We start from the raw sequence: 26,921 nt of genomic DNA, 5'->3' as shown, positions 1-26,921 counted from the left end.
GGCACTTCGGCGCCGGACGCCGACGTCACACCGTTGCGGCGGCCTCGTAGCGCGCGACCAGCTCCCGCTTGAGCACCTTGCCGCTCGGGCCGAGCGGGAGCACCTCCAGGATCTCCACGCGCCGCGGGAACTTGTACGCCGCGACGTGCTCCTGCGCGAACGCGACGAGGTCCTCGCCCGTCGCCTCGGCGCCGGGCATGAGCGTGACGGCGGCCATGACCTCCTGCCCGTGCGTGTCGTGGGCGACGCCGAACACGGCGACCATCGCGACGGCGGGATGGGTGGAGAGCACCTCCTCCACCTCGCGCGGGTACACGTTGTAGCCGTTGCGGACGATCATGTCCTTCTTGCGGTCGACGATCGTGATGTAGTCGTCGTCGCTCTTGGTGCCGAGGTCGCCGGTGCGGAACCAGCCGTCGACCACCGCCTCCGCGTTCGCCTGCGGGAGGTTGAGGTACCCCTTCATGAGGTTGTGCCCGCGCACCACGATCTCGCCGAGTTCGCCGCGGGGCAGCAGGTCGATGCGGTCGTCGACCTCGGCGTCCGCGATCTCGACGTCCACGCCCCAGATCGGCGTGCCGACCGTGCCGACCCGTGTCGGGCGCCCGCGGTGGTTGAAGGAGGCGACGGGCGAGGTCTCGGTCAGGCCGTAGCCCTCGTGTACGTCGATCCCGTAGACCTCCTTCATCCGCTCGATCACGGCGACGGGGATGGCCGCGCCGCCGCTCATGCCGTAGCGCAGCGGCGGGCGTTCCGGGTTCGTCTTGGCGGCCTCCAGCAGCGCGATGTACATCGTGGGGACGCCGGTCATGATCGTGCAGCCGTGCTCGTTCAGCAGCCGCAGCGCCGTGGCGGGATCGAACTTGGGGACGAGCACCACCGTGGCGCCCGCGCGGAAGCCCATGTTCATCACGCAGGTCTGCCCGAACGTGTGGAACAGCGGCAGGCAGCCCAGGATGCGATCGCTCGGCTCGATGTCCAGCGTCCCGGCGAGCAGTACGTTCACCTGCTCGATCAGCGAGAAGTGGCAGCCCTCGGCGCCCTTGGGCTTGCCCGTGGTGCCGCTGGTGTAGAGGATGGTCGCCGTGTCCAGCGGGTCGCGCGGCACGTAGGTGACCACGGGCTCCGCGGCGGCCGCCTCCACCTCGAGTCGGGGGAACGGCAGCTGCTCCGCCATCTCGTCGGGCACCAGCACCGAGAGCACCGGGATGCCGGCGAGCGCCGCTCCCTTCGCGCCCTCGCCGAGCAGCGGGGCCGCGCAGATCAGCAGGGCGGCGCCGGAGTCCTGGAGCACATAGGCGATCTCCTCCGCCTTCAGCAGCGCGTGGATGGGGACGACCGTCGCCCCGAGGGCCAGCGCGCCGTAGTAGACGCGCGGGAAGTCGGGAACGTTCGGGATCATCAGGGCGACGCGGTCGTCCGGCCCGATCCCCCGGTCGCGCAGCGCTCCGGCGTAGCGGCGCGTCTGCTCCCACAGGTCGCCGTAGCTGATCTCCGCGCCGTTGAAGATCAGCGCGATGCTCTCGGGGCTGCGATGCGCCGTCTCCGCGAGGATGCTCGCGACGGACATGGTGGCGAAGCCGTGGGACATGGGGTGGTCTCCTTCATCGTCGTTGACAAGGACCGGGTGAGGGAAACCTACCCCATTCACCCCCCGATGATGCTGCGAAGTGCCGCCGTGTAGTCCTCGAACGCGCGGCGACCGGTCGTCGTGAGCGCGAGGTAGGTGACGGGGACGCGGCCGCGGTGCGTCTTCTCGACCGCGACGTAGCCGGCGTCCTCCAGTTTGCGCAGGTGCGTGGCGAGGTTGCCGGCAGTCAGGTCGAGCAGCTCCTGCAGCCGGAGGAAGGACATGCTGCCGTCCTCGGGGACGGTGGCGAGGGTGGCCGTGATCTTCAGGCGCGCGGCCGCGTGGATGACCGGGTCGAGCTCGTCCACGGGCCTCAGCCCCGCAGCGAGCGGGCCGTGACGACCGCTCCGGAGCCGAAGATGACGGCGGCCGCGATGGCGAGCACCAGGAGGTTCGGGCCGAGACCGAGGAACGGGACGACCGCTCCGACGACCAGCAGTGCCAGGCCGAGGACGAGCTGCACCGTGTCGTGCCAGAGCGCCGCGCCCCCGAGGTACAGCGTGCCGCACATCATCGCGTAGGCGCTCGGGAAGTAGATACCGGCGAGGTCGTCCGGCATCCCCTGGGCCAGGAGGCCGATGCCGAGCAGGGCGAACGCGATCGAGCACACCGACCACGAGATGCCGTACACCGTGCCGGCGAACTGGGACTGGCCGCGCAGCCCGCGCCCGATGCGCGAGCCGATGACGGCGGAGGCGACGATGGAGGCCACGATCAGCACCGCGAAGACGATGCCGGCGGCCACGGGGTCGAAAACGCCGAGCACGGCGAGGTAGAGCGCGAGGAACCCGACCAGCCAGGCGAACGCCCAGATGGAGTAGAGCCACACGACGGGGAGGCGGAGTCCGCGGTCGACGCGACGTTGCTGACCATCGATCAGGTCGAGCATCTCCCGGGCGTCGCCGGAGTTGTCATCGTTCATGGTTAACTTTGTAGCACAAAGTGCTCTGCATCCACAACGATTTTGTGATCGCTGCGCCGGATAGAATGGAGGGCTCATGACTGCGACCTCCGCCCTCCCCCGCATCACGTTCCCGCCCGAGCTGCCGGTCAGTCAGAAGCGGGACGACATCGCGCGCGCCATCCGGGACAACCAGGTCGTGATCGTGGCCGGCGAGACGGGCTCGGGCAAGACGACGCAGCTGCCGAAGATCTGCCTCGAGCTGGGCCGCACCTCCATCGGCCACACCCAGCCGCGCCGCATCGCGGCCCGCACGATCGCCGAGCGCATCGCCGAGGAGCTGGGCCAGACCGTCGGCGAGCTGGTCGGCTACCAGGTGCGGTTCACCGACCGCGTGTCCGCCGAGACGCGCATCAAGCTGATGACCGACGGCATCCTGCTCAACGAGATCCACCGCGACCGGCTGCTGCGCAAGTACGACACGATCATCATCGACGAGGCCCACGAGCGCAGCCTCAACATCGACTTCCTGCTCGGCTACCTGCGCGAGCTGCTGCCGAAGCGGCCCGACCTCAAGGTGATCATCACCTCGGCGACCATCGACCCCGAGAGCTTCGCCGCGCACTTCGCCGCCGCGGATGGGTCGCCCGCGCCGATCGTCGAGGTCTCCGGTCGCACGTTCCCGGTCGAGGTGCGTTACCGCCCCCTGGTCGCCGAGACGCTCGAGGACGAGGACGACCCCGATCCCGTCCCCACCGCCGACCGCGACTACCTGCAGGGCATCAACGACGCGCTCGACGAGCTCGCGCGCGAGGCTCCCGGCGACGTGCTCGTGTTCCTCTCCGGCGAGAACGAGATCCGGGATGCGGCCGACGCCATCCGCGGCCGCAACCTCCCGGGCACCGAGGTGCTGCCGCTGTACGGCCGCCTGTCGTCCGCCGAGCAGCACCGCGTCTTCCAGCCGTCGTCCACGCCCGGTGTCCGCCGACGCGTCGTGCTCTCGACCAACGTCGCCGAGACCAGCCTCACCGTGCCCGGGATCAAGTACGTGGTGGATGCCGGGACCGCCCGCATCAGCCGCTACAGCACGCGCGCCAAGGTGCAGCGCCTCCCGATCGAGGCCGTCTCGCAGGCGAGCGCGAACCAGCGCTCCGGCCGCTCGGGTCGCACCAGCGACGGCATCGCGATCCGCCTGTACTCGCAGGAGGACTTCGAGAAGCGCCCCGAGTTCACCGAGCCCGAGATCCTGCGCACGAACCTCGCGGCCGTCATCCTGCAGATGATCTCGCTCGGGCTCGGCGACATCGCCGCCTTCCCGTTCCTGACCCCGCCGGACTCCCGCGGCATCAAGGACGGGCTCGACCTCTTGACCGAGCTCGGCGCGATCACGACGGCGCGAGGCGGAGACCCGGCGCTCACGAAGGTCGGGCGCTCGCTCGCCCTGCTGCCGATCGACCCGCGGTTCGCGCGGATGGTCGTCGAGTCGAAGCGCCACAGCACCTCCCGCGAGGTGATGGCCATCGTCGCCGGCCTCACCATCCAGGACCCGCGCGAGCGCCCGGTCGAGAAGCGGGGCAGCGCGGACGAGAAGCACGCCCGGTTCGCCGACCCGACCAGCGACTTCCTCACCCTGCTGAACCTCTGGAACTACCTCGAGGAGCAGCAGAAGGAGCTCTCGTCGAGCGCCTTCCGCCGCCTCTGCAAGGCCGAGTACCTCAACTTCCTGCGCGTGCGCGAGTGGCAGGACGTCTACCGCCAACTCCGCCAGCTCGCCAAGCCGCTCGGCCTGACGATCGGCGATGCGTCGGTGAACCCCGACGGCATCCACCGTTCGCTCCTCGCGGGCCTGCTGTCCCACATCGGGTTGAAGGACCTGCGCGAGTCAGGCAACAAGGGCGGCGCGCGCACCCGCCAGTCCGAGTACCTCGGCGCCCGCCAGGCGCGCTTCGTGATCTTCCCGGGCTCGACGCTGGCCAAGAAGCAGCCCAACGCCCTCATGAGCGCGGAGCTGGTCGAGACGAGCCGGCTCTTCGCGCGGATGAACGCCGCGATCGACCCCGCCTGGGCCGAGCCGATCGCCGGCGATCTCTGCAAGCGGCAGTACAGCGAGCCGCACTGGGAGAAGAGCCAGGGCTCCGTCGTCGCGTACGAGAAGGTGACGCTGTTCGGCGTGCCGATCATCCCGCGCCGCCGCATCCAGTACTCCCGCATCGACGCGCCGCTCGCGCGCGAGTTGTTCATCCGCCACGCGCTCGTCGACGGCGAATGGGACTCCCACCAGGCCTTCGACCGCGCCAACCGGAAGCTCCGCGCCGAGCTGCGCGAGCTGGAGGAGCGCACCCGCCGCCGCGACATCCTGAACGACGACGAGAGCGTCTTCGAGTTCTACGACCGGCGCATCCCGGCCGAGGTGGTCTCCACCCGCACCTTCGAGGGCTGGTGGAAGAAGGCGCGCACCGAGACGCCCGACCTGCTCACCATGACGCCGGAGTCGCTCCTCGACGAGGATGCGGCGGAGATCGACGAGGAAGCGTTCCCGCCGGTCTGGCGTCAGGGCGACCAGCGCCTCACGCTGCGCTACCGGTTTGAGCCGGGCGCCGAGGATGACGGCGTCACCGTGCAGGTGCCGCTCCCGCTGCTCGCCGGGCTCGTTCCCGACGGCTTCGACTGGCAGGTCCCCGGCCTCCGCCACGAGCTGGTCACCGCGCTGATCAAGTCGCTCCCGAAGGCGATCCGCCGCCAGGTCGTCCCCGCCGCCGACTGGGCGCAGCGCCTGCTCGGCGAGCTCTCCACGACCGCGGGGATGCGCGCCCACGAAGGCGAGCGGCCCGCCGCCTCCCTCACCGACACCCTCGCTGCGACGATCTCCCGACTGACCGGCTCGCGGGTGAGCGGCACGGACTTCGACGCCGAGCGGCTCCCCGCGCACCTGCGCCCCACCTTCCAGGTCATCGGCGAGCGCGGCCGGCCGCTCGCCAGCGGAAAGGATCTCGGCGCCCTGCAGGAGAGCCTGCGTTCGCGCGCCCGCGACTCCGTCGCCCGCGTCGCCGAGGCCCGCACACCCGACGCGATCGAGCGCACCGGGCTCACGACCTGGGACCTCGACGAGCTCCCCCGCTTCCTCGACAGCACGCACACCGGTCCAGGAGGCTCGACGAACACCATCCGCGCCTACCCGGCGCTGGTCGACGACGGGCAGAGCGTCTCCATCCGCCTCATGAGCACGCCCGCCGACCAGGCGAAGGCCATGCCGGGCGGGGTGCGGAGGCTGCTGCTGGCCAGCATCCCGTCGCCCGTCGCGTACGTGCAGCAGCACCTGACGGCCAACGAGAAGCTCACGCTCGCGGCGAGCCCGTACCCGAACACGAAGGCGCTCTTCGACGACTGCCTGCTCGCCGTGATCGACTCGGTGCTCTACCGGATGAAGCCGGACGGCCAGGTCTTCATGCGCGCCGAATTCGAGGCGGTGCGCGACCGCGTCTCCGCCATCGTGATGGACTCGATGTTCGAGACGGTCGCGCTCGTCACCCGCATCCTCACCGCCTCCCGCGCCGCCGAGAAGGCGATCGGCGGGGCGACCTCGCTGGTGTTCCTCGCCTCCCTCAACGACGCGAAGGCGCAGCTCGCCGGGCTGGTCTATCCGGGCTTCGTCTCGGCGACGGGGATCGAGCAGCTGCGGCACCTGCCGCGGTACCTGGCCGGCATCACCCAGCGCATCCAGGCGCTGCCGGTGAACCCCGGCCGCGACCGCGCCTGGCAGACCCAGGTGGAGACGGCCGTGGCGCTCTACACCGACGCCGGCGGCCGCATCCCGCTCGCCCTGAACAGCCAGCCGAACATCGTGCACGCCCGGTGGATGCTGGAGGAGTTCCGCGTCTCGCTCTTCGCCCAATCCCTCGGCACCGCCGAGAGCGTCTCCCTCCAGCGCATCCGCAAAGTCCTCGCGGGCTGAGCCGCGGCGGCTCGGGAGGAGCGCGAGCGACTAGACGCCGAGGTTGAAGCCGCCGTTGGAGTGGAGCAGCTGGCCGTTGATCCAACCGCCGGCGTACGAGAGCAGGAAGGCCACCAGGTCCGCCGTGTCCTGCGGCGTGCCGAGCCGGCCGAGCGCGGTCTCGGCGGCCAGCGCGGTCGCGAGCTCGGGCGTCATCCATCCCGTGTCGATCGGCCCCGGGTTGACGAGGTTCGCGGTGATCCCGAGGTGCGCGAGCTCGACGGCCGCCGCCTTCACGATGCGGTCGAGCGCCCCCTTGCTCGCGCCGTACGGGAGGTTGTGGGCGGTGTGGTCGCTCGTGAGCGCGACGACGCGCCCCCCGCCGTGCGGCCCTTCGTACGCCTCGGCGAACGCCTTGATGAGCAGCCAGCTCGCCCGGGTGTTGACCGCGAAGTGGGCGTCGAAACTCTCGACCGACGTGTCGAGGATGCCGCTGTCCACCGAGTGCGCGTGGCTCAGCACCATCGCCCGCACCGGGCCCAGCTCGTCGCGCACGCGGGCGATCATGGCGGTGGGCGTCTCCGGATCGGCGAGGTCGGCCTCCAGAGGCAGCACACGGGCTCCCGACGCGCGCAGCTGTTCCGCCAGCTCGTCGTGGAACGAGGGCTCACTGCCGAACGGCATCGTCGCGTCGTAGCCGTCCCAGTACGAGAACGCCACGTCGTAGGCGGTGGCGAGGTCGGCGGCGATCTGTGGGCCGATGCTCCGCGCCCGCCCGACGCCGGTGATCAGGACCACGGGTCGTCGCTCGTCGTCCCGGATCGCCTCGTCGCTCATCCCGCGATGCTATCCGTTCCGGACTTCCGTCCGCGACACGCGGTGCGCGAGCGTGCAGAAGTCCGGAACGGATGGCGGGAGGCTAGAGCACCTTCGAGAGGAAGGCCTGCGTGCGCTGGTGCTGCGGGTTCGCGAGCACCTCGCGCGGGTCGCCGGACTCCACGACCACGCCGCCGTCCATGAAGACCAGCTCGTCCGCGACCTCGCGGGCGAAGCCCATCTCGTGGGTGACGACGACCATCGTCATGCCCGACTGCGCCAGGCCCTTCATCACGTCCAGCACCTCGCCGACCAGCTCCGGGTCGAGAGCGGAGGTCGGCTCGTCGAACAGCATCAGCTTCGGGTCCATCGCCAGCGCGCGGGCGATCGCCACGCGCTGCTGCTGACCGCCCGAGAGCTGAGACGGGTAGTGGTCGCCCTTGTCGCTGAGGCCGACGCGCGCCAGCAGCTCCTTCGCCCGCTCGACCGCGCGGGCCTTCGGCAGGCCCTTCACCCGGATGGGCGCCTCGATGATGTTCTCGAGGGCGGTCATGTGCGGGAAGAGGTTGAACCGCTGGAACACCATCCCGATCTCGCGGCGCTGCTTCGACGCCTCCTTCGGCTTGAGCTCGTAGAGCTTGTCGCCGTGCTGGCGGTACCCGACGACCTCGCCGTCGACCGAGAGCCGCCCCGCATCCACCCGCTCGAGGTGGTTGATGCAGCGCAGGAAGGTCGACTTGCCCGAGCCGGACGGGCCGATGATGCAGAGCACCTCGCCCTGCTTCACCGACAGGGAGATGCTCTTGAGCACCTCGTTGGAGCCGAAGCTCTTGGAGACGCCCTCCGCGAGGACCATGGGCGTCGCGGACGTGGCTGCGTTGATGTCGGTCATCCCTTGCCTCCGAGGTCGCTTCCGTCCGGTGCTCCCGCCGCAGGCAGCGCGCCTGTCGCGAGTGCCGGCTCCCGGTTGTCGGGACGGCGCGCGTTGATGCCGCGCGAGAACCGCTTCTCGAGGAAGTACTGCCCCACCATGAGGATGGAGGTGAAGAGCAGGTACCACAGCGAGGCGACGATCAGCAGCGGCACCGGCGTGTAGGTCACGGCCGAGATGTCGCGCGCCACACCGTACAGGTCGGTGGTGAGCGGGATGGCCGCCACCAGCGAGGTCGTCTTCAGCATCGAGATGACCTCGTTGCCCGTCGGCGGGATGATCACGCGCATGGCCTGGGGGATGACGATGCGCGTCATCGTCTGCCACCACGACATGCCGAGAGCGGTCGCCGCCTCCTCCTGGCCCTCGTCGACCGAGAGCAGGCCGGCGCGCACGATCTCCGCCATGTACGCGGCCTCGTTGAGCGCGAGGCCGATGATCGCGATGATGAACGCGTTCTGCATGAAGCCGAGGTCGAAGGAGAAGTGGAACTCCGTCCACGGCACCCCGAGCACGACCTGCGGGTAGATCAGCGAGAACAGGCCCCAGAAGACGAGCTGGACGTACACCGGCGTCCCGCGGAAGATCCACAGGTACAGCCAGGCGATCGACTTGACGACCGGGTTCGGGGAGAGGCGCATGACCGCGAGCACGAGGCCGAGGATGACGCCGATGACCATCGAGTAGACGGTCAGCTGGAGGGTGACCAGTGCAGCGGCACTGATGCGCCGGTCGAAGACGTACTTGCCGACGTACTCCCAGCCGTAGGCGCTGCGCTGCGCCGCGTCGACGATGAACCAGACGAGCACCAGGATGAGCAGCACGGCGAAGACGATCCGCCACGGGTGCTTGAGCTTGATGGCCTTGATCGGCTCGGAGGCCGGGGCGCCGGCCGGCGGCGGGGTCGTCCCCGCCACCGGTCGGCCCGGGTTGCCCTGGGACATGCGTGTCAGCCCTTCGAGGCGGCGTTGACCTCGGCCTTGGTGACGGCGCCGTCGGAGACGCCCCACTTGTCCAGGATCTTGCCGTAGGAGCCGTCGTCGATCAGCGCCTGGACCGTCTTCTGCAGCACGGGCGTGAGCTCGGAGCCCTTGGCGACCGGGAGACCGTAGGGGGCCTCGTCGAAGGTCTTGCCGGCCTCCTGGAGCTTGCCGTCGGTCTTCGAGATCGCGTACAGGGTGACGGGCGAGTCGGCGCTCAGGGCGTCGGCCTTGCCGAGGACGACAGCATTGGTGGCGTCGTCCTGGGTGTCGTAGCGGAGCACCTGGATGGCCGCCTTGCCCGCGTCGGTGCACGCCTTGGACTTGGCGGGGACCTCGTCGGTGTCCTCGTACGTGGTCGACTGCACCGCGACCTTCAGCCCGCAGGCGTTGTCGGGGTCGACGGTCTTGCCCTTGGCGGACGCCCACAGGATGCCCGCGCTGTAGTAGTTGACGAAGTCGACCTGCTGCTCGCGCTCGGTCGTGTCGGTGAACGACGACATGCCGTAGTCGTTCTGCGCGCCCGCGACCTTCGGGATGATGTTGTCGAACTTCGCGATCGAGAACTCGGTCTTGACGCCCAGCTTGTCGCCGATGGCCTTGGCCAGGTCGACCTCCCAGCCGACGGGCTGGCTGTTGTCGTCCTTGTACTCGTTCGGCGGGTAGGTGTTGTCCATGCCGACGACGAGCTTGCCGGCCGACTTGATCTTCTCGGGCAGCGAGGCGGCGAGGGCGTCGTCCTTCTTGACGTCGACGGCGGCGGCGCTCGACGTCGAGGTGCCGCTGCTGGACGGGGTGGAGTTGTCGACACAGCCGGTGAGGGCCAGCGCGGCGACAGCGGCGAAAGCGGCCACCGGGGCCACGGATCGGATACGCATGATGGTGATGGTCCTTCTTCCTGGATGCAAGGGTTGCAGGAGGTATGGGGAGCATACCCCAGCGCTCGGGCGCAGTTCTCACACTAATTTGCGCGTGAAACGGCGCTTTTCCTGCAGGTTTCCAACAGATTTCGCGTTTCCTTGCGTGGAATCCGTTGCGAATGACGATCTGTGACCCCGCTCCCGCGCGTGTCGCAGAGCTGTCGTATCGTCGATGCGTGACCGAACCGAGATCCGGCGACGCGCCGCAGCAGACCCTGGCCGCGACCGCCCGCGTCGTCGTCACCCGCCCCGACGACCCCCGCGCCTCGTCCCTCGTCGAGGAGCTCTCGCGCGAGTACGACGAGCGCTACGGGCTGAACGACGGCATCCCCTCGTCCGTCGAGCTCAGCCGCTACCCCGCCGAGCGTTTCACGGTCGCGGAGGGCGGAACGTTCCTCCTGCTCGTCGACGAGGAGGGGCACGCCGTCGCCGGCGGGGCCTTCATGCGGGAGGACGCGGACACCGTCGAGGTCAAGCGGGTCTGGACGCACTCGGCGCACCGTCGGCAGGGCCTGGCCCGCCGCGTGATGGCAGAGCTCGAGGCGGAGGCAGCCCGCCGCGGCATCCGGTCGATCGTGCTGACGACCGGCGCGCGCCAGCCGGAGGCCGTCGCCCTCTACCTCTCGCTCGGCTACGCGCCGCTGTTCGATCTCGACGACGACTGGGAGAAGGTCTCCTACCTGGGGTTCCGCAAGGACGTCGCAGCCGGCTGAGCACGCAGCTCCGCCGCGGCCTGCTCGACCAGCGTGCGGGCCGGAGCACCGGCCTCGATGACCTCCTCCAGGCGCATGGCCAACGGCCCGGTGACGGAGCCGGCTGGGAGCGCGCCGTTCGCGTGGAGCAACTCGACGGCGTGCAGCGCCTCGGCAGCGAACACCTCGGCCGCGAGGGCGAGCGAGCGCTGAGCGAGGCGAAGGGCCAGCGGGGCGAAGGACGAGTGATCCTCCACTCCGGAGAGTGTCGTGCTGCCCAGGGTGGCGGGGACCGCCAGCTGCTTGAGCTCCGCAGCCGCGGAGGCTGCGGAGTACAGCAGCAGTCCGGGGACCCGGGTGCGCCCGTCGGCACGTGCAGGCGCCAGTGCGACGGAATGCGCCGCGGTACGCCGCTCGGACGCCGCCGCGACGTGTGCGATCGCGAGCCGCAGCCCCTCGAACGCGAGCGCGAGCGGGAGGGCCTGGAAGTTGCCGCCCGAGACCAGCCGATCCGACGCGACGTCGACGACCGGGTTCTCGCTGCGCGCGGCGAGCTCCAGCTCGAGTTCCGTGCGGACGCGCTCGACGGCCTCCCTCAGTGCACCGTGCAGCTGCGGTGCGCTGCGAAAGGCGAGCGGATCCTGCACGGTCACGGGCCGCGCCGGGTCGTGCAGCGCGCTGCCGTCGAGAGCCGCGCGGATCGCGGCCGCCGAGTCGATCTGGCCCCGGCCGCCGCGGGCCTCGGCCACGATCGCCGTGTACGGGCTCGGGTTCCCGGCAGGACCCGCCGCGGCGGCGGCCTCCAGCGACAGAGCCACGGCATGGTCCGCGACGGCGGTCAGCGCCTCGGCGTCGAGGAGCGCGAGAGAGCCGACGCCGATGCTGTACGCGTTCGAGCTGAGGGCGGCGAGGGCTTCGTGCGGCGCGGGATCGAGCGGTTCGAGTCCCGCCGCGGCCAGCGCCTCCCGGGCCGGGCCGCCGCTCGCGCTCCCGTCGATCACGGCGCCGTCGCCGGTCACCACGGCCACGACCTCCGCCAGCGCAGTCAGGTCGGCCGCGCCCACTGAGCCCCGTGAGGGGATGAAGGGGACGACGCCCGCGTTCAGGATGTCGGCGTAGGCCTGGGCGAGGACGGGACGGACCCCGGCTCCCCCGCGGGTGAAGCCGGCCAGCCGGGCGACGACGACGGCGCGCGCCTCCCGCGCCGACAGCGGGTCGCCCACCCCACCGCGGTGATTCGCGATCGTGCGGCGCTGGAAGGCGGCGAACTCCTCCGGGTCCACGGCGTCGTCACGGCCCGCACCCAGCCGGCGGTTCAGGCCGTAGACCGGCTCGCCCGAGGCGATCGCGCGCTCCACCACCGCGCGGGAGGCCGCGAGCGTCTCCCGCGCCTCGAAGGCCAACTCGACCTCCGCCCCGTCGGCGACGGCCGCGATGTCCTCCGGGCGCGGGGCCGCGGCGCCGAGCCGGATCGGAGCGGCGGCGGCCATCAGAAGTCCTGGAGGTTGCGGCGCAGCCCGCCGTCGCCCAGCTCGGTGCGCAGCAGTCCACGGCGCCGGAGTGCGGGCACGAGCGGGTCGAGCGTGCGGTGCACGTTGGCGGGATGCACCTGCCCGGTGAAGAGGAAGCCGTCGCCGCCGACCGCCTCCCCCAGCTCGCCGAGGTGGTCCGCTATCTCGTCCGCGGTGCCCACGATCGCCAGGCCGTCCTTCTTGGCCCGGGTCTGCAGGATCTCGCGCAGGGTCGAGCCGGCCGGCGCCGACCGGACGAAGTTGTCGAGCGTCCCCTGGTTGCTGTTGGTCGTGAGCTCGGGCAGGGGCGCGTCCAGATCGAACGTCTTGAAGTCGACCCCGGTGAGGTACGAGATCGACTGCAGCTGCTCGTCGATCGCGGCCTGCGTCAGCTCGGCGCGGGCGGCCCGCACCGTCGCGGCCTCCTCGGCGTTCGCGGTGACGATCGGCTGCACGACGAAGAGGACCTTGATGGCGTCGGCGTCGCGGCCGTTCTCGACCGCGACGGCCCGGATGCTGTCGCGGTACTCCCGCATCCGCTCGGCCGTCGACGCCAGGGCCAGCACCACGTCCGAGTTCTTGCCCGCGAAGTCGCGCCCGCGGCCGGACGCCCCGGCCTGGACCATCACCGGCTCCTCGGCGGCGGGAGCCGTGTTCAGGGGCCCGCGCACCCGGAAGAACCGGCCTTCGTGGTCGATCGTGTGCACCTTGCGGAAGTCGGCGTAGACGCCGTTCGCGACGTCCTCGACGATCGCGTCGGGCTCCCAGCTGCGCCAGAGCTTGCGGACGACATCCACCCATTCGTCGGCGCGGTCGTAGCGGAGGTCGTGATCGATCTGCTTGTCGAGCCCGTAGTTCTGGGCGGCGAGGTCGGAGCCGCTGGTCACGACATTGAAGCCGAGCCGGCCTCCCGCGAAATGCTGCAGCGTGCTGAGCAGGCGGGCCGCGGTGAACGGCTCGTAGAAGCTCGCGCTCAGGGTCGGGACGATGCCGAGCCGGCTCGTCGCACCGAGGAGGTACGGGACGAGCGGCAGCGGGTCATGCTTCGGGACGAACCGCGCGGCCGAGAGGTTGACCTCGGCGCTGCCGCCGTAGGTGTCGGGCACGGCGACGCCGTCCTCGATGATGAACAGGTCGAGGCCGTTCGCCTCGAACGTGCGCGCGGCGTCCTGGTAGATCGGCGGCTGGCGCCAGTCGTACCCGACGCCGTAGCTCGGGTCGCCCCAGCCCTGCACGCCGAAGCCCGCGCCGAGGAACCAGCCGAAATGGAGGAGTGCCATGTGTCTCTTTCGTCCGCGTCGTCAGTCGTCAGTCGTCAGTCGGCGTCGACGCCGGAGGCCTGCAGCCACAGCGGGTCGAACGCCTTCGTCAGGTAGTTGATGCCGCCGTCCGGCGCGATCGCCACGACCACGGAGCCCGCGGGGGCCCGCTCGGCGATGCGCAGAGCGGCCGCGACCGCCAGCCCTGACGACGGGCCGAGCAGGAGGGCCTCCTCGGCCGCCAGACGGCGCACCGTACGGTACACCTCGGCGTCCTCGATGGTGTGGACCTCGTCCACCACCGCGTGATCGAACGTCTCGGGCCAGAACTCGCGCGGCCACGCACTGCCGACGCCGTCGACGAGGATGCGCCCGGCGGGTCCGCCGCCGTAGGTGGAGCCGACCGGGTTGGCGCCGTAGACGCGCACGGCACCTCCGGTGACGTCTTTGAGGAAGCGGCCGGTGCCGCTGACCGTGCCGCCGGTGCCGATCGAGGCCACGAAGTGGGTGACCTGGCCGCCGGTCTGGCGCCAGATCTCCGGGCCGGTGCCGCGGTAATGCGCGTCGGGGTTCGCGGTGTTCGCGAACTGCGCCGGCCGCCAGGCGCCGGGCGTCTCGGCGGCGATCCGGTCGGCGAGGGCACGCGGGTTGGCCGGATCGTCCGGTGCGGCCTCCCAGTCGGCCTCCACCAGGCGGGCGCCGTAGGCGGCGAGCACCTTGCGCTTCTCGTCCGAGATGTCCGCGGCGTGCACGATGACCACGGGATGCCCGGTCAGGCGGCCGATGAGCGCCAGGCCGATCCCGGTGTTGCCGCTCGTGGCCTCCACGATCGTGGCACCGGGCGCGAGGGCGCCGGACGCCTCCGCGGTCCGGATCATGTTGAGCGCGATCCGGTCCTTCGACGAGCCACCCGGATTGCGGCCCTCGAGCTTCACGAGCACGCGCGAGCCCAGCCCCCGCGTCAGCGTGTGCAGTTCGACGACGGGCGTGTTCCCGATAAGCGCCGCGACCGAGTCGCAGACCTCGACCTCCGGCAGCGCGCCGGGGAGGTCGGAGGGGCGGACGTCGAGCGTGGTCATGGAGGGAGACTAGGCGCTCACGCTGGGAAGGCGCACGCCTGTTGCCGCGTATTACAACCGAGCAGGGGGCGTCGAGGACGGTCGTCCCGGATTCACTCCCCGGTCGCGACCGGCCGCGCGGCGTCGTTGGACCAGGCGGAGAACGAGCCGGGATAGAGGGCGGGCGTCGGCAGGCCCGCGACCTCCAGGGCGAGCACGGTGTGCGCGGCCGTCACGCCGGAGCCGCAGTACACGGCGACGGCCGTGCCGGGCACCGCGCCGAGCGCCGCGAAACGCTCGGCGAGCCGATCCGCCGGCAACAGGAGTCCGTCGGCGTCGAGCGCGTCAACGGTCGGTGCACTGAGCGCGCCCGGGATGTGACCCGCGCGCGGATCGACCGGCTCGACCTCCCCGCGGTACCGCTCCCCGGCGCGGGCGTCGAGGAGCAGGCCGCGCTCGGAGAACGTCGCGGCATCGTCCGCATCGATGGTCGGGAGGGTGCCGAAGGCGAGCGAGACGCCTCCCGGCTCCGGGATGACCACCCCGGTCTCGACGGCGCCCCCTGCAGCCCTCCACGCGGCGAGACCGCCGTCGAGCACACGGACGTTCCGCACCCCGGCGTGGCGGAGCAGCCACCAGGCGCGGGAGGCGGAGGTCCCGGAGACGTCGTCGTAGACGACGACCGCGTCTCCGTCGTTCAGCCCCCACCGGCGTGCGGCGGCCTGGAACTCGGCCTCGTCGGGCAGTGGATGCCGTCCCTCCGTCGGTGCGCCGTGTCGGGCGAGCTCGGTGTCGAGATCGACGTATACCGCTCCGGGAATGTGGCCTCCCTGGAACTCCTCGGCACCGGGAGGTCCGCCCAGCTTCCACCGGACGTCGAGCAGCCGGGGCGGGGTCGACGTCGCAAGTTCTGCGGCGAGTTCGGGAGCGGAGACGAGAGGACGCATGACCCGATTCTCGCACCGCTTCCGCCGTGCTCTCGCCGGAGGTGTTGTGGGGGTGCGGGAGTGAGTGTACAGTCACTCACATGCCACGAACGCTCTCCACCGCCGACGACCGCCGCGAGGCCGTGCTCGCCAGTGCGATCACCGTCTTCGCCCGCACCGGCTACCTCGGCACGCCGATCGCCGCCGTCGCCTCGGATGCCGACATCTCCCCCGCGTACGTCTTCAAGCTGTTCCCGGGCAAGGAGAGCCTCTTCGTCGCCGCCCTCGACCGGTGCTTCGAGCTCATCGAGGACGCGCTCGAGCGCGGAGCCCGTACGGCGGCGGACGGCACCCCGGACGAGATCCTCGATGCCATGGGTCTCGCCTATGCCGAGTTGATCTCCGACCGCTCGCTCCTCATGCTGCAGGTGCACGCACAGTCCGCGGCCGACGTGCCCGAGATCCACGACGCGCTCCGCCGCGGCCTGGCCCGAGTGACCCGGTTCGCCGGCACGCGCTCGGGCGCGGATGGCGCGGCCGTCCAGCACTTCATCGCCTGGGGCCAGTTGTGCCATCTCACCGTGACTCTTGGTCTCGACGACCTCCCGGACGAGTGGGCGCGCACGCTCACCCACGGCATCCGTCACCCCTGAGGCGGCCGCCGAATTATCCCTATCCGCCCTCCATTCCCGCTCCACCCTTCAAGAGTGATTGATCAATCACTCACACTGAAAGGACAGACCATGACATCGTCAACCCGCATCGCGCCTCACCCCGGCGGCCTCGCATCCAGCGCCCGCTCCACGCACCCGTGGTGGGCCCTGACCATCCTGGCGCTGGCCCAGTTCCTCGTCGTCCTGGACGCGTCCATCGTGAACATCGCCCTCCCCAGCGTCGGCGCAGCACTCCACCTGGGCACCGCCTCCCTGGCGTGGGTCGTCAGCGCATACGTGCTGCCGTTCGGCGGCCTGCTCCTGCTCGGCGGGCGCCTGGCCGACCGCTTCGGCCACCGGCGGATGTTCCTCGTCGGCGTGGCCGGGTTCGCCGCGGCGTCCCTGCTGGCGGGCCTCTCGACGAGCGGAGGGATGCTGCTCGCCTCCCGCGCTCTCCAGGGTGGGTTCGCGGCACTGCTCGCGCCGGCGGCCCTTGCGCTGCTCACGCTCCTCTTCCCCGACGGCGCCGCCCGAGGCAAAGCACTGGGCGTCTGGGGCGCGGTTGCCGGGATGGGAAGCGCCGCCGGCGTGCTCCTCGGCGGGGTGCTCACCGCCTCCTTCGGCTGGGCGTCAGTGTTCTTCGTGAACGTACCCGTGGGGGTCCTCGTCGTCCTCGTGCTCCCGCGACTGCTTTCCCGGGACCCCCGCACGAGCAGTGCGCCGATCGACACCGCGGGCGCCGTCACCGCGACCCTGGGCCTCGCGTCCGCCGTCGCTGCTCTGAGCGAGGGTGGCGTCTTGGGCTGGACGCACCCGATCGTCCTCGGCCTCGTCGTCGCCGCGCTCGCTCTCCTCACGGCGTTCGTTATCGTCGAGCGTCGCGTCGCGCACCCGTTGCTGCCCTTCGGCTTCTTCCGCAACCGGGATGCCGCCGCGGGCAACGTGGTGATGCTGCTGGTCGGCGGCTCGACCGTGGCCCTGTTCTTCGCCCTCTCGGTCTACCTGCAGGAGGTGCTCGGGCTCGACGCCCTGAGCGCCGGCCTCAGCCAGCTGCCGCTCGCCCTCGCTCTGGTCGCGGTCGCAGGCGGGGTCCCCGCTGTGGTGGCCCGCGTCGGACTGCGGCCCGCCCTCACCGGCGCGCTCGTGCTGCTCGCCGCGGGCGTGACGTGGTTCGCGCTGGCCGGGCGGACCGGGCTCGTGACCGGGTTCATCCTCCCGAGCGTGGTCATCGGAGCCGCCCTGGGCGCGACGTTCGTGACGGCCACCCAGCTCGCCGTTCGCGGTGCGGTCGAGGCCGAGTCCGGCCTCGCGAGCGGCCTCGTCAACACCAGTCAGCAGGTCGGCGGCGCAGTGGGACTGGCCGTCCTCGGCGGGATCGCAGCGGTCCAGACGGCGTCGCTCGTGCACTCGGGATCGACGCCGGTGGACGCGACGGCAGGCGGATTCCAGCTGCTCTTCTTCGGAGTGGCCGGGTTCGCCGTCGTCGGCGCGATCGTGACGACCGTCGTGCGGCGCCGAGCCTGACGGCGCGAACGGCGAAGGGGCGGCCCGGGATGTCCCGGGGCCGCCCCTTCGTGTACGCGCGTGCGTCAGTGCCCGGTGGACGCCTTCGCGTTCGACTCGTACGAGGTGTTGGTCGACTCGAAGAAGTTGACCAGCTCGAGGGTGTCGTTGGCGGTCGCCATCCACTTGGCCGGGTTGGAGACCTTGTACTCGGCCTCGAAGCCGAGCTCCTCCAGTCGGCGGTCGGCCAGGTAGCGGACGTACTGGTTGATGTAGTTCGCGTTGAGGCCCAGGATGCCGCCCGGGAGGAGGTCGCGGTTGTACTGCTCCTCCATCTCGACGGCGTCGAGGATCATCTGGCGGATCTCGTTGGCGAACTCCGGCGTCTGCAGGTCGGGGTTCTCCTCGAGGACCGTGAGGATGAGGTTGATGCCGAACTTGAGGTGCAGCGACTCGTCGCGCACCACCCAGTCGATCAGCGAACCGAAGTTGCGCAGCAGGTTCCGCTGGCGGAACGAAAGCGCGACCATGAAGCCCGAGTAGAACCAGATGCCCTCGAGGATCACGTTGTACGCGACGAGGTTGCGGATGAAGTCCTGCTTGCCCTCGGTCGTCGTGATATCGAGGGTCTGCTCGGTCATCCGCTTGATGAACTGGACCTCGAACTCCTCCTTGCGGGCCATCGACGGCACGTCGACGTGGGAGTTGTAGGCCTGCTCGCGGTCGATCGGGAACGTCTCGAGGACGTACTCGAACGACATGCAGTGGTTCGCCTCCTCCCACATCTGCTTGGCGAGGTAGAGGTGCGCCTCGGCCGCGTTGATGTAGGGGTAGACGCCGAACGCGAGCGCCTTGTTGACGAGGAGCTCGTTCGGGTTGAAGTAGCTCATCAGGAAGGTGACCGCGTGACGCTCCTCGTCGGTCATCTTCTTGAAGTCGGCGATGTCCTCACCGAGCTGGATCTCGTTCGGGAACCAGGTGTTCGCGACGGCCTGGTCGTACAGGTCCATCGCCCACTGGTACTTCACCGGCTTGAGCAGCAGGCCCTCTTCGATCCCGGTACCCAGGATGCCCATAGTTCTGTTTCTCCTCTTCAGACTCGACGGCGCGCGCAGTGCGTGATTACTGGCAGGACTCGCACTGCAGGTCGTCCATCGGGTCGACCGGCACGTAGTACTCCTCGATCTTGGTGGCGGTGTTCATTACTTGTCACCTCCCGAGAGACCTCCGAAGCCGAACCCGCGACGAGCGGGGGCGGCGGGAGCCGGTGCGGCGGCGGGCTCGGCCGCGGCGGCCGGCGCACCGGCGCCGACGGTCGCGAAGCCCTTGCGGCCGCCCGAGATCTCCTCGGACTTGTTGACCTTGACCGTCGACTGCTCGGCCTGGTGACGCGGCTTCATGTGGAGGTAGTACGTCGTCTTGACGCCCTTCTCCCACGCTGCGTAGTAGATGTCCATCATGTCGCCGAGGTCCCGGGTCTCCAGGTACATGTTGCGGCTGATGGCCTGGTCGATCCACTTCTGAGCGCGGGCCGCGACCTCGATGAAGGCGTGCGGCGAGAGCTGGAAGCTCGTCTTGAACGTCGCCTTGATCTCGTCGGGGATCGCAGCGATGCCCTGGATGTCGCCCTGCGAACGGAGGATGGACTCGCGCACGTCCTCCCACAGGCCGCGCTCCTGGAGCGCGGCGACCAGGTTGCGGTTGACCTCGAGGAACTTGCCCGACGAGGTGGACCGGCTGAAGATCTGCGAGAACTGCGGGTCGAAGCCGGGGGTCGTGCCGGCCACGAGGCCGATCGACGCCGTCGGAGCGATCGCCATCAGGGTGGCGTTGCGCATGCCGCCCTTGACCTTCTCGCGCAGGCGATCCCAGTCGAGGCGGATCGTGCGGTCCACGGTGATCGGGATGCCGCGGTCGGCCTCGGTGAGCGCGATCGAGTCGTAGGGCACGAGGCCCTTCGACCAGCGCGAGCCCTCGAAGTTCGGGTACGCGCCGCGCTCCTGAGCGAGGTCGGCGCTCTCGTCGATCGCCGCGTACGAGACGTGCTCCATGATCTCGTCGATCAGGGCGTACGCCTCCTCGCTCTCGTAGCTGAGGCCGAGGCGCTCGACGATGTCGGTGAAGCCCATCACGCCGAGGCCGATGGCGCGGTTCTGCTGGTTCGAGAAGTCGGCCTCGTCGACGCTCGACACGGTGATGTCGATGAGGTTGTCCAGCTGGCGGACCGCCTGGCGGGCGCTCTCCTCGATGCGGGCGAAGTCCATCTTGCCGTCGACGATGTGGCGCGAGAGGTTGATCGACGCCAGGTTGCAGACCGAGACGTTGTCGCGGTCCTGCGGCAGCGTGATCTCGGTGCACAGGTTCGACAGGTGGATGGTGCCGGTGTTGTTGTTGAGGGCACGGTTGTTGATCGTGTCCTTCCAGGTCAGCCACGGGTGGCTGGTGGTCTGGAGGCTCATCAGGATGTCCTTGAACTGGGCGCGCGCGCTCATCTTCTTGAACATCACGATGCGGCCGGCCTCGGCCTCGTCGATGTAGTGCTGGTAGCGCTCCGAGAACTCCTTGCCGTAGAGCTCGTTGAGGTCCGAGACCTCCAGCGGGTCGAACAGGTACCAGTCCTGGTCGTTCTGGACGCGCTTCATGAACTCGTCGCTGATCCACACCGCGGTGTTGGCGGTGCGGGTGCGGCGGTAGGGGTCGCCGGAGTTCTGGCGCAGGTCCAGGAACTCCGGGAAGTCCATGTGCCAGTTCTCCATGTAGAAGCACAGGGCGCCGAACTTCTTGCCGCCACGGCTGACCGCGCGCAGCACCGAGTCGATGGTGTGCATGAACGGGATCGGACCGGTGGAGGTCGTGTTGTTCGAGCGGATGGGCGAGCCCTGAGCACGCAGCTTGGTGACCGAGAGGCCGATGCCGCCGGTGCCCTTGGTGAGCCACATGACGTCGCGGACCGACTTGGCGATGTGCTCGATGTCGTCCTGCATCTCCATGACGAAGCAGTTGGAGAGCTGCGGGTACGCGGTGCCGGCGTTGACGAGCGTGGAGCCCGCGGCCAGGTACTCGAGCTTCGACATCTTCTCGTAGAAGGCGAGGGCGTGGCTCGTCGGGTCGGCCTCGTTGAGCGAGAGGCCCATCGCGATGCGCATCCAGAAGTACTGGGGCACCTCGAGCGAGTCGCCGTTGCGGGCCTTGATGCCGTAGCGGTTGTTGAGGGTGACGACGCCGATGTACTTGAGCAGCTCGTCGCGTGACGGGTCGAGCGCGGAGGAGAGGCGGTCGAGGTCGAAGAGCTGGGTGAAGCGGGAGTCGAGGAGGGTCTCGGCGACGCCACGCTCGACGTAGGAGCGGAAGTGCGAGCCGTGGAGGGAGACGAGCTCTTCGAAGTCGGCGTAGTCGCCGAGGACGCGCTTGTAGATCGTCTTGAGGAGGAGGCGTGCGGCGACGGTGTCGAACGCCGGGTCGTCCTTGACGTTCTGCAGGGCGACCTGGATGACGGCCTCGTCGAGCTGCTGGGTCGTGATGCCGTCGAAGAGAGTGAGCTCGAGCTCGCTCGCGATCTGGGTGACCCAGGTGATGTTGTCGTCCAGGCCCTCGGCCGCCGTCTCGATGGCCAGGTTGATCTTGTTGGCGTCGTACGGCTCGCGCTCGCCATTCCGCTTCACGACGGTGATTGGCACGTTCTCTCCCTCTTCGCACTGCCGTCAACCCGAGTGGCGGCATGGTCGTGCACCGGCTCCCTCGAAGGGCTGGTCCGGCGCTGTTTCCCCGTGGATCGAGCCGCAGCGAGGCGATTTCCGTGTGCTGCGGCGATCCGTGTTTGACCACTATATAGCGGGGTGCCGACATTTCCATCCCCCCATATCTAGTGGGCGTGTCGTCCACAGATGTGCATGAGTTATGCACATATCCACAGGCCCTCATGCGGGTGACGCACTCTGCGTGGACCCTCGTGGAAGGCCGTTTCCGCCCGATAGAGTGATCGGATTGTGAGCAGTTACTCGAGCCTTCTGAAGACCCCCGGTGTCGCGCGGATCATCGCCGCACAGCTGACGGCGCGGTTCCCCTTCGGCATGCTCTCGCTCGCCTTCCTGCTGCACATCGAGCGCGTCCACCACTCCTACGGGGCGGCCGGACTCGTGCTCGCCGCGATGAGCATCGGCCAGGCGATCGCCGGGCCGATGACGAGCCGCCTCATGGGCGTGCTCGGGATGCGCGTGGTGCTGTGGACGACGCTGGCGTTTTGCGCCGTCGCCGTCGCCGTGATCGGCCTCATCGTGATGCCCATCCCCGCGACGATGGCCGTCGCCTTCTTCGCCGGCCTCAGCATGCCGCCGATCCAGCCGGCCGTGCGCACCATCTACCCCAAGATGGTCAACTCGCGGCAGCTGACCCCACTGTTCTCGCTCGACGCCTCGGCGCAGGAGATCATCTGGATCGCGGGTCCGGTGGCGATCACGTTCGTCTCGACCCAGATCGGCACCGTCGAGGGCATCCTGATGTCCGTGGCGATCATGCTGCTCGGCGGCTTCTGGTTCATCGCCTCACCCGAGGTCGGGCGCGTGCGCATCCCGCGCAGCAAGCGGCGCTTCGGCGTGGTGCTCACCCGGCCGCCCGTGCTGCTGGCGACGGTCGTCGGCTTCCTGCTCATCGGCTCGTGCGCCGCCGTGGAGGCGGGCGTCGTCGCCACCTTCGACGAAGGCTCCCCGCTCTCGGGCATCGTCCTCGCCATCTGGTCCGTCGGCTCCCTCGTCGGCGGGCTCGCTTTCGGCCACGTGCCGATCGGGCCGTGGGCCACCGCCCGACGCATGTTGCTCGTGTTCATCGGCGTCAGCCTCTCGAGCTTCATGCTCTGGTCGCCGTGGGCCCTGTCCGCCACGCTGCTCATCGCGGGCGTCGGCATCGCCCCGGCTCTCGCGGTGCTCTTCGCGATCGTCTCCGCGAGCGTGAAGTTCTCCGACACCGCCGAGGCGTACGGCTGGGTCGGCACTGGACAGCTCATCGGTGCGGCCCTCGGCTCTGCCCTCGCCGGGTTCCTCATCGACGGCTTCGGCGCCCTCGGTGCCTTCTGGGCCGCCGCGCTCTTCGCCCTGGTCGGATTCGTCGTCGCCGCCCTGGCGCACCGCATCCACCCCGACCTCCGCGGCCGCGACGCCTCCCCCATCCCCGACACCGAGCCCGTCCCCGTCCAGCCCTCCTGACCCGCTTCTCGCGAGACGTGACTTGTTGCGGGTGTGGGGCACTCCCCACCCGCAACAAGTCACGTCTCGCGAGGGAGGGATGTGGATAACGGACCGGACGAAGGAACGTCCGGGCAGGGTGAGGGGATGGTACGGATCACACCCCTCCCGCACGCACTCCGCGGGCCCTTCCACGTGCAAGATGCGCTGCAGAGCGGCGTGAGCGCGGGGCGACTCCGGGCGTCCGATCTGCACGCGCCCCTGCGCGGAGTGCGGATCGCGGCGGCTGCGCCCACGCTCCAGGAGCGCTGCTCAGCTCTGCTGTGCCACCGCGACGATCGCCTCCTGTTCAGCCACGTCACGGCGGCACGGCTGTACGGCGCGCCGCTCCCCCGCCATCTCGACGTGGATGATCCGATCCATGTGACCGTCCCCGCCGGCGAGCGTGCGCCACAGATAGCGGGCATCCATTCCCACACGATCGCGAGCTGGTCTCCCGCGCTGGTCGGCGCCTTTCCGGTGACCTCACCTGCGCAGACATGGCTCGACCTGGTCCCGCTGCTGGACCGCCCATCGTCGATCGCCGTGGCCGACTATCTGGTCTCAGGATCGGCACCGTGGACGACACGAGATCACCTCGAGAGCATCGTGGCGGCGTGGCCGGGGCGGCGCGGGGTGAAGCAGGCGCGAGCCCAGCTCCCGGCCGTCCGCACGGGCGTCGACTCGCCCGGTGAGACTCGCCTGCGGCTGCTCTTGACCGACGCGGGTCTCCCGGAGCCCGCGGTGAACTTCACCCTGCTCGATCGCGTCGGCGCTGCGATCGCGCGCGCAGACCTCGCCTATCCGATCGAGCAGATCGCGCTCGAGTACGAGGGCGACATCCACCGTGTCGACCGACGGGTCTGGATGAAGGATCTGCGGCGCCGCGAGCGGGTCGAGGATCTCGGCTGGCGGATGGTCCGCGTGACCGCCTCCGACCTCCACGAACCCGCCGCACTTCTCACACGTGTGCGAAAACTCCTCGCGAGACGTGAGTAGTTGCGGGTGTGGGGCCTCCCGCACCCGCAACCACTCACGTCTCGCGTAAGGGCGGGAAGGCGGGAGGGGGCTACCAGCGGGGGTGGATGGCGGCGCGGAAGTGGGTGTCGTAGATGGCGTGGACGGCGGGGTCGAGGTCCGGGAGATGCGGGAAGCGGGCCGCCTCGGCGTTGGACCGGGCCTGCTCGGCGGAGCGGGCGCCGGGGATGACGGTGGAGACGCCGGGCTGGGCGATGATCCAGGCGAGGGCGGTCTGCGCCGGGGTGAACCCTTCGGGGGCGAGCGCCGCGAACTCGCGGGCGGCGAGCACACCCTCGGCATAGTCGACGCCCGAGAAGGTCTCGCCCACGTCGAACGCCTCGCCGTGGCGGTTGTAGGAGCGGTGGTCGTCCGCCGAGAACTCGGTCTGCTCGGAGTAGCGGCCGGTGAGCAGTCCCGATGCGAGCGGCACGCGGGCGATGATCCCGACACCGGCTGCACGTGCGGCGGGCAACACCTCGTCGAGCGGCTTCAAGCGGAAGGCGTTGAGGATGATCTGCACGCTGGCGGTCCCGGGACGAGCGATCGCGGCGAGCGCCTCGTCGCAGGTCTCGACGCTGACGCCGTAGTTCGCGATCGCGCCGTCGGCCACCAGGGTGTCGAGGGCGTCGTACACCGCGTCGTTCGAGAAGACGGGGGTCGGCGGGCAGTGGAGCTGGACGAGGTCGAGCGTGTCGACGCCGAGGTTGCGGCGCGAGCGGTCGGTCCACTCGCGGAACTTCGCGAGGGTGAAGTTCGCGGGATCCTGCGCCTCCCGGCGGCCCATCTTGGTCGCGACGGTCAGCGGGAGGTCGGGTCGCGCCGCCCGGAACCGGCCGATGAGCTGCTCGCTGCGACCATCGCCGTAGACGTCGGCCGTATCGAAGAAGGTGACGCCGGCCTCGGCCGCCGCGTCGAGCACCTCGAAGGCGTCCTCCTCGCGCACGTCGCCCCAGTCGGCGCCGAGCTGCCAGGTTCCGAGTCCGACGACCGAGACCTCGCGGCCGGTCCTGCCCAGCGTCCGTTGCTCCATGCGCCCACCCTAGCCGGGCGGCTCACGGCCCACGGCCCACGGCCGGCGCCCCGCGGCCGGCGGCCGTGGCCCGCGGCGGGCGACGCCTCAGACGGCTACGGCAGCGCCCTCCGGTGCGGCCGTACCCGCGCGCCCCGCGACACCCGCCGACTCGGCGGCTCCCGCATCCGCGACCTCCGGCGCCGCTGCGGCCACCACCCGCTGGTTGCGGAAGTGCCCGACGGTCATCCCCATCAGCCCGAGCACCGCCCAGCCGAGCAGGATGAGCCACGACCCGCTCGCATCGGCGTCAGGGAAGTAGGACAGGTCGCGCAGCAGGGTGACGGAGGCGCCCGGCACGAACCACTGCCCGATCTCGCCCCACGGCCCGGCGATGAACTGCATCGGCTGAGCCGCAGCCGACAGGGGATTGCCGACGAGGATGGTGAGCACCGCGCCGAGCGGGATGCCCGCCGTGCCGATGAGCGCGTTCATCCCGACGATGAAAGCAGCGGTGGCGAACATCGAGAGGCCGACGGCGAGCGCGTTCACCGCGTAATCGCCCTGGAGGATGCCGAATCCGGCCTGCAGGACGGCGGCGACACCGAGACCGCCCACGACGGCGTACACGACGACCGCCGTCAGTCGCCGCCAGCTCCCGGCCACCAGCAGGGAGATCAGCACCCCTCCGAGCATCCCGCCGAGGACGAGCGGGAAGGAGGCCGCCGAGAGCCCGAGCCCGCGGGCGTCGGTCGAGGCGAGCGGGACGACGTCCGTGACGGCCACCGTGATGGTCGGCGCGACGGTCCCTGCGGGCGCCTGCCCCGCGGCGACGGCCTTCGCGACGGCGGCGGACGCCTGAGCGTTCGCCTGCTTCTGGATGGTCGCGGCGACCTGCCCGAGCAGCTGGCTGACCGCGGCGCCGTTCGCGGAGGCCGTGAGCACCTCCGGCCGGTCGCCGAGCACGATCGCTCCGTCGACTGCGCGAGTGCGGATGAGGTGCACGGCATCATTGCGGGAGGCGACCGTCGTCAGGTCGAAGACGCCGTCGGCGGACGAGGCGAGCTGCTTCTCGACCTGCGCGGCGGCAGCGGAGTCTCCGGCGACCGCGACGGGAAGGTCCTTGACCGTGGAGGTCATGGTCGGCCACAGGAAGGCCAGGACGACGACCAGCACGGCCACGGCGGCCCCGAGCGCGAGCAGGATCGAGCGCAGCCACGGCGTGTGCGGGGTGAGGGTGTTGCTGGACATGACGACGCCTCCATTAAAAACGAATGATCGTTCTTTATAGTGAGGCACAGCTCCGCTATTGTCAAGAACGAGCATTCGTTTTCGGAGCGCGAGGAGGGCGACGATGCCGAAGGTCACCGAGGAGCACAAGAACGCCCGGCGCGAGCAGATCGCGCAGGCGGCGCTCCGCCGTTTCGCCCGCTCGGGCTTCGCCGCGACGTCGATGGCCGACATCATCGAGGAGTCCGGCCTCTCGGCGGGTGCGATCTACGGCCACTACAAGAGCAAGGACGAGCTGATCCGCCTCGCCGTCGCGGAGATCATGGATGCGCGCTTCTTCGAGGTCGCGGCGGCGCGCGACAGCGACCCCCTCCCCTCGCCCGGTGCGGTCGTGAGGCTCCTGGTCTCCGGCCTCACGGAGCAGGTCGGCGAGCTCCAGCTCCTCCTCCAGGTCTGGGGGCAGGTGCCGATCAACCCCGAGCTCGGCACGGTGGCGGCCGAGATCGGCGAGCGGATCACCGGGATGCTGCGCGACTATCTGACGCACTGGTACGCGAGCGGCCTCGGCGTGCCGGAAGATCGCGCCGCAACGCTGGCCCAGCGCTATGTGAGCATCTACGTCGGCTTGGTCCACGGCTACGTCACGCAGTCGTCCCTCTTCACCGGCTTCGACGGCGAGGCCTACCTCACCGCGATCGACGAGATCGCGCTGCCGACCGACTGACGCGGATCGGC

General features: G+C 70.1%; 21 protein-coding genes and 1 pseudogene. 7 read left to right on the top strand and 15 right to left on the bottom strand.

Annotated features, from left to right (window positions below):
- Nucleotides 1-25 precede the first annotated feature (25 nt).
- Genes HNR14_RS14970 through HNR14_RS14960 form a run of 3 tightly spaced genes read right to left on the bottom strand, consistent with a single transcriptional unit; the run spans nucleotide 26 to nucleotide 2,552 of the window.
- Entirely contained in the window at nucleotides 26-1,591 is a 1,566-nt protein-coding gene (locus HNR14_RS14970) for a long-chain-fatty-acid--CoA ligase (protein ID WP_179701667.1), read from the bottom strand.
- Nucleotides 1,592-1,647: 56 nt separating this feature from the next.
- Nucleotides 1,648-1,938, bottom strand: a complete 291-nt coding sequence (locus tag HNR14_RS14965) for a transcriptional regulator (protein WP_179701666.1) — start codon at nucleotides 1,936-1,938, stop codon at nucleotides 1,648-1,650.
- Between the two features lie 5 nt (nucleotides 1,939-1,943).
- Nucleotides 1,944-2,552, bottom strand: coding sequence for a hypothetical protein (locus HNR14_RS14960; protein WP_179701665.1), 609 nt, complete (start codon nucleotides 2,550-2,552; stop codon nucleotides 1,944-1,946).
- Between the two features lie 76 nt (nucleotides 2,553-2,628).
- Between HNR14_RS14960 and hrpA the strand changes: the two genes are divergently transcribed.
- Nucleotides 2,629-6,483 carry an ATP-dependent RNA helicase HrpA gene (hrpA, locus tag HNR14_RS14955; RefSeq protein ID WP_179701664.1) on the top strand — a complete coding sequence of 1,285 codons (3,855 nt, stop codon included), beginning with the start codon at nucleotides 2,629-2,631 and terminating at the stop codon, nucleotides 6,481-6,483.
- Nucleotides 6,484-6,513: 30 nt separating this feature from the next.
- On the opposite strand, the gene HNR14_RS14950 is transcribed toward hrpA, so the two are convergent.
- The 4 genes from HNR14_RS14950 to HNR14_RS14935 form a co-directional block, all read right to left on the bottom strand.
- On the bottom strand, nucleotides 6,514-7,299 hold the full coding sequence (locus HNR14_RS14950; RefSeq protein ID WP_179701663.1) for an SDR family oxidoreductase: 786 nt from the start codon (nucleotides 7,297-7,299) through the stop codon (nucleotides 6,514-6,516).
- An 82-nt stretch (nucleotides 7,300-7,381) separates the two neighbouring features.
- On the bottom strand, nucleotides 7,382-8,170 hold the full coding sequence (locus HNR14_RS14945) for an amino acid ABC transporter ATP-binding protein (protein ID WP_021765484.1): 789 nt from the start codon (nucleotides 8,168-8,170) through the stop codon (nucleotides 7,382-7,384).
- The gene (locus tag HNR14_RS14940; protein WP_179701662.1) at nucleotides 8,167-9,153 is read right to left on the bottom strand and encodes an amino acid ABC transporter permease; all 987 of its coding nucleotides are present in this window, start codon (nucleotides 9,151-9,153) and stop codon (nucleotides 8,167-8,169) included. Before HNR14_RS14940 ends, HNR14_RS14945 begins: the two co-directional genes overlap by 4 nt.
- A gap of 5 nt (nucleotides 9,154-9,158) precedes the next feature.
- Nucleotides 9,159-10,067 (bottom strand): ABC transporter substrate-binding protein, encoded by a 909-nt coding sequence (locus tag HNR14_RS14935; RefSeq protein WP_179701661.1) that lies wholly within the window; start codon nucleotides 10,065-10,067, stop codon nucleotides 9,159-9,161.
- A gap of 218 nt (nucleotides 10,068-10,285) precedes the next feature.
- On the opposite strand from HNR14_RS14935, the gene HNR14_RS14930 reads away from it, so the two are divergent.
- Nucleotides 10,286-10,822: a GNAT family N-acetyltransferase gene (locus HNR14_RS14930; protein ID WP_343064502.1), complete on the top strand. Its 537-nt coding sequence runs from the start codon at nucleotides 10,286-10,288 to the stop codon at nucleotides 10,820-10,822.
- Here HNR14_RS14930 and HNR14_RS14925 read toward each other — a convergent pair.
- From HNR14_RS14925 to HNR14_RS14910, 4 genes are all read right to left on the bottom strand, one after another.
- Nucleotides 10,786-12,291 (bottom strand): aromatic amino acid ammonia-lyase, encoded by a 1,506-nt coding sequence (locus tag HNR14_RS14925; RefSeq protein WP_179701659.1) that lies wholly within the window; start codon nucleotides 12,289-12,291, stop codon nucleotides 10,786-10,788. The two genes, HNR14_RS14930 and HNR14_RS14925, sit on opposite strands and share 37 nt — an antisense overlap.
- Nucleotides 12,291-13,592 (bottom strand): NtaA/DmoA family FMN-dependent monooxygenase, encoded by a 1,302-nt coding sequence (locus tag HNR14_RS14920; protein WP_179701658.1) that lies wholly within the window; start codon nucleotides 13,590-13,592, stop codon nucleotides 12,291-12,293. The genes HNR14_RS14925 and HNR14_RS14920 overlap by 1 nt, the downstream gene beginning before the upstream one ends.
- Before the next feature lie 35 nt (nucleotides 13,593-13,627).
- Nucleotides 13,628-14,650 carry a PLP-dependent cysteine synthase family protein gene (locus tag HNR14_RS14915; RefSeq protein ID WP_179701657.1) on the bottom strand — a complete coding sequence of 341 codons (1,023 nt, stop codon included), beginning with the start codon at nucleotides 14,648-14,650 and terminating at the stop codon, nucleotides 13,628-13,630.
- A gap of 92 nt (nucleotides 14,651-14,742) precedes the next feature.
- Nucleotides 14,743-15,576: a sulfurtransferase gene (locus HNR14_RS14910; protein ID WP_179701656.1), complete on the bottom strand. Its 834-nt coding sequence runs from the start codon at nucleotides 15,574-15,576 to the stop codon at nucleotides 14,743-14,745.
- Between the two features lie 80 nt (nucleotides 15,577-15,656).
- On the opposite strand from HNR14_RS14910, the gene HNR14_RS14905 reads away from it, so the two are divergent.
- Nucleotides 15,657-16,208, top strand: a complete 552-nt coding sequence (locus tag HNR14_RS14905; protein ID WP_179701655.1) for a TetR/AcrR family transcriptional regulator — start codon at nucleotides 15,657-15,659, stop codon at nucleotides 16,206-16,208.
- A gap of 90 nt (nucleotides 16,209-16,298) precedes the next feature.
- The gene (locus tag HNR14_RS14900; protein ID WP_179701654.1) at nucleotides 16,299-17,732 is read left to right on the top strand and encodes a DHA2 family efflux MFS transporter permease subunit; all 1,434 of its coding nucleotides are present in this window, start codon (nucleotides 16,299-16,301) and stop codon (nucleotides 17,730-17,732) included.
- Nucleotides 17,733-17,797: 65 nt separating this feature from the next.
- Here the strand turns inward: HNR14_RS14900 and HNR14_RS14895 are convergent, their stop codons facing one another.
- Together HNR14_RS14895 and HNR14_RS14890 are read right to left on the bottom strand one after the other, a co-directional pair.
- Nucleotides 17,798-18,787 (bottom strand): ribonucleotide-diphosphate reductase subunit beta, encoded by a 990-nt coding sequence (locus HNR14_RS14895; protein WP_021763909.1) that lies wholly within the window; start codon nucleotides 18,785-18,787, stop codon nucleotides 17,798-17,800.
- A gap of 46 nt (nucleotides 18,788-18,833) precedes the next feature.
- A pseudogene (locus HNR14_RS14890) lies at nucleotides 18,834-21,388 on the bottom strand (ribonucleoside-diphosphate reductase subunit alpha).
- 309 nt (nucleotides 21,389-21,697) lie between these two features.
- Between HNR14_RS14890 and HNR14_RS14885 the strand changes: the two are divergent.
- Both HNR14_RS14885 and HNR14_RS14880 read left to right on the top strand, forming a co-directional pair.
- Nucleotides 21,698-22,909: an MFS transporter gene (locus tag HNR14_RS14885; protein WP_179701652.1), complete on the top strand. Its 1,212-nt coding sequence runs from the start codon at nucleotides 21,698-21,700 to the stop codon at nucleotides 22,907-22,909.
- A gap of 126 nt (nucleotides 22,910-23,035) precedes the next feature.
- Nucleotides 23,036-23,926, top strand: a complete 891-nt coding sequence (locus tag HNR14_RS14880) for a PDDEXK family nuclease (RefSeq protein WP_179701651.1) — start codon at nucleotides 23,036-23,038, stop codon at nucleotides 23,924-23,926.
- 70 nt (nucleotides 23,927-23,996) lie between these two features.
- On the opposite strand, the gene HNR14_RS14875 is transcribed toward HNR14_RS14880, so the two are convergent.
- Together HNR14_RS14875 and HNR14_RS14870 are read right to left on the bottom strand one after the other, a co-directional pair.
- Nucleotides 23,997-24,977, bottom strand: a complete 981-nt coding sequence (locus HNR14_RS14875) for an aldo/keto reductase (protein WP_179701650.1) — start codon at nucleotides 24,975-24,977, stop codon at nucleotides 23,997-23,999.
- A gap of 87 nt (nucleotides 24,978-25,064) precedes the next feature.
- The gene (locus tag HNR14_RS14870) at nucleotides 25,065-26,207 is read right to left on the bottom strand and encodes an ABC transporter permease (protein WP_179701649.1); all 1,143 of its coding nucleotides are present in this window, start codon (nucleotides 26,205-26,207) and stop codon (nucleotides 25,065-25,067) included.
- Between the two features lie 103 nt (nucleotides 26,208-26,310).
- Here HNR14_RS14870 and HNR14_RS14865 point away from each other — a divergent pair, with 103 nt between their 5' ends.
- Nucleotides 26,311-26,910 (top strand): TetR/AcrR family transcriptional regulator, encoded by a 600-nt coding sequence (locus HNR14_RS14865; protein ID WP_179701648.1) that lies wholly within the window; start codon nucleotides 26,311-26,313, stop codon nucleotides 26,908-26,910.
- Nucleotides 26,911-26,921: the final 11 nt, after the last annotated feature.

It is taken from the genome of Leifsonia naganoensis (assembly GCF_013410615.1).
Classification (GTDB): domain Bacteria; phylum Actinomycetota; class Actinomycetes; order Actinomycetales; family Microbacteriaceae; genus Leifsonia; species Leifsonia aquatica.
Note: the sequence above shows the minus strand (reverse complement) of the source record. Positions and strands in the feature narration are given on the sequence as shown.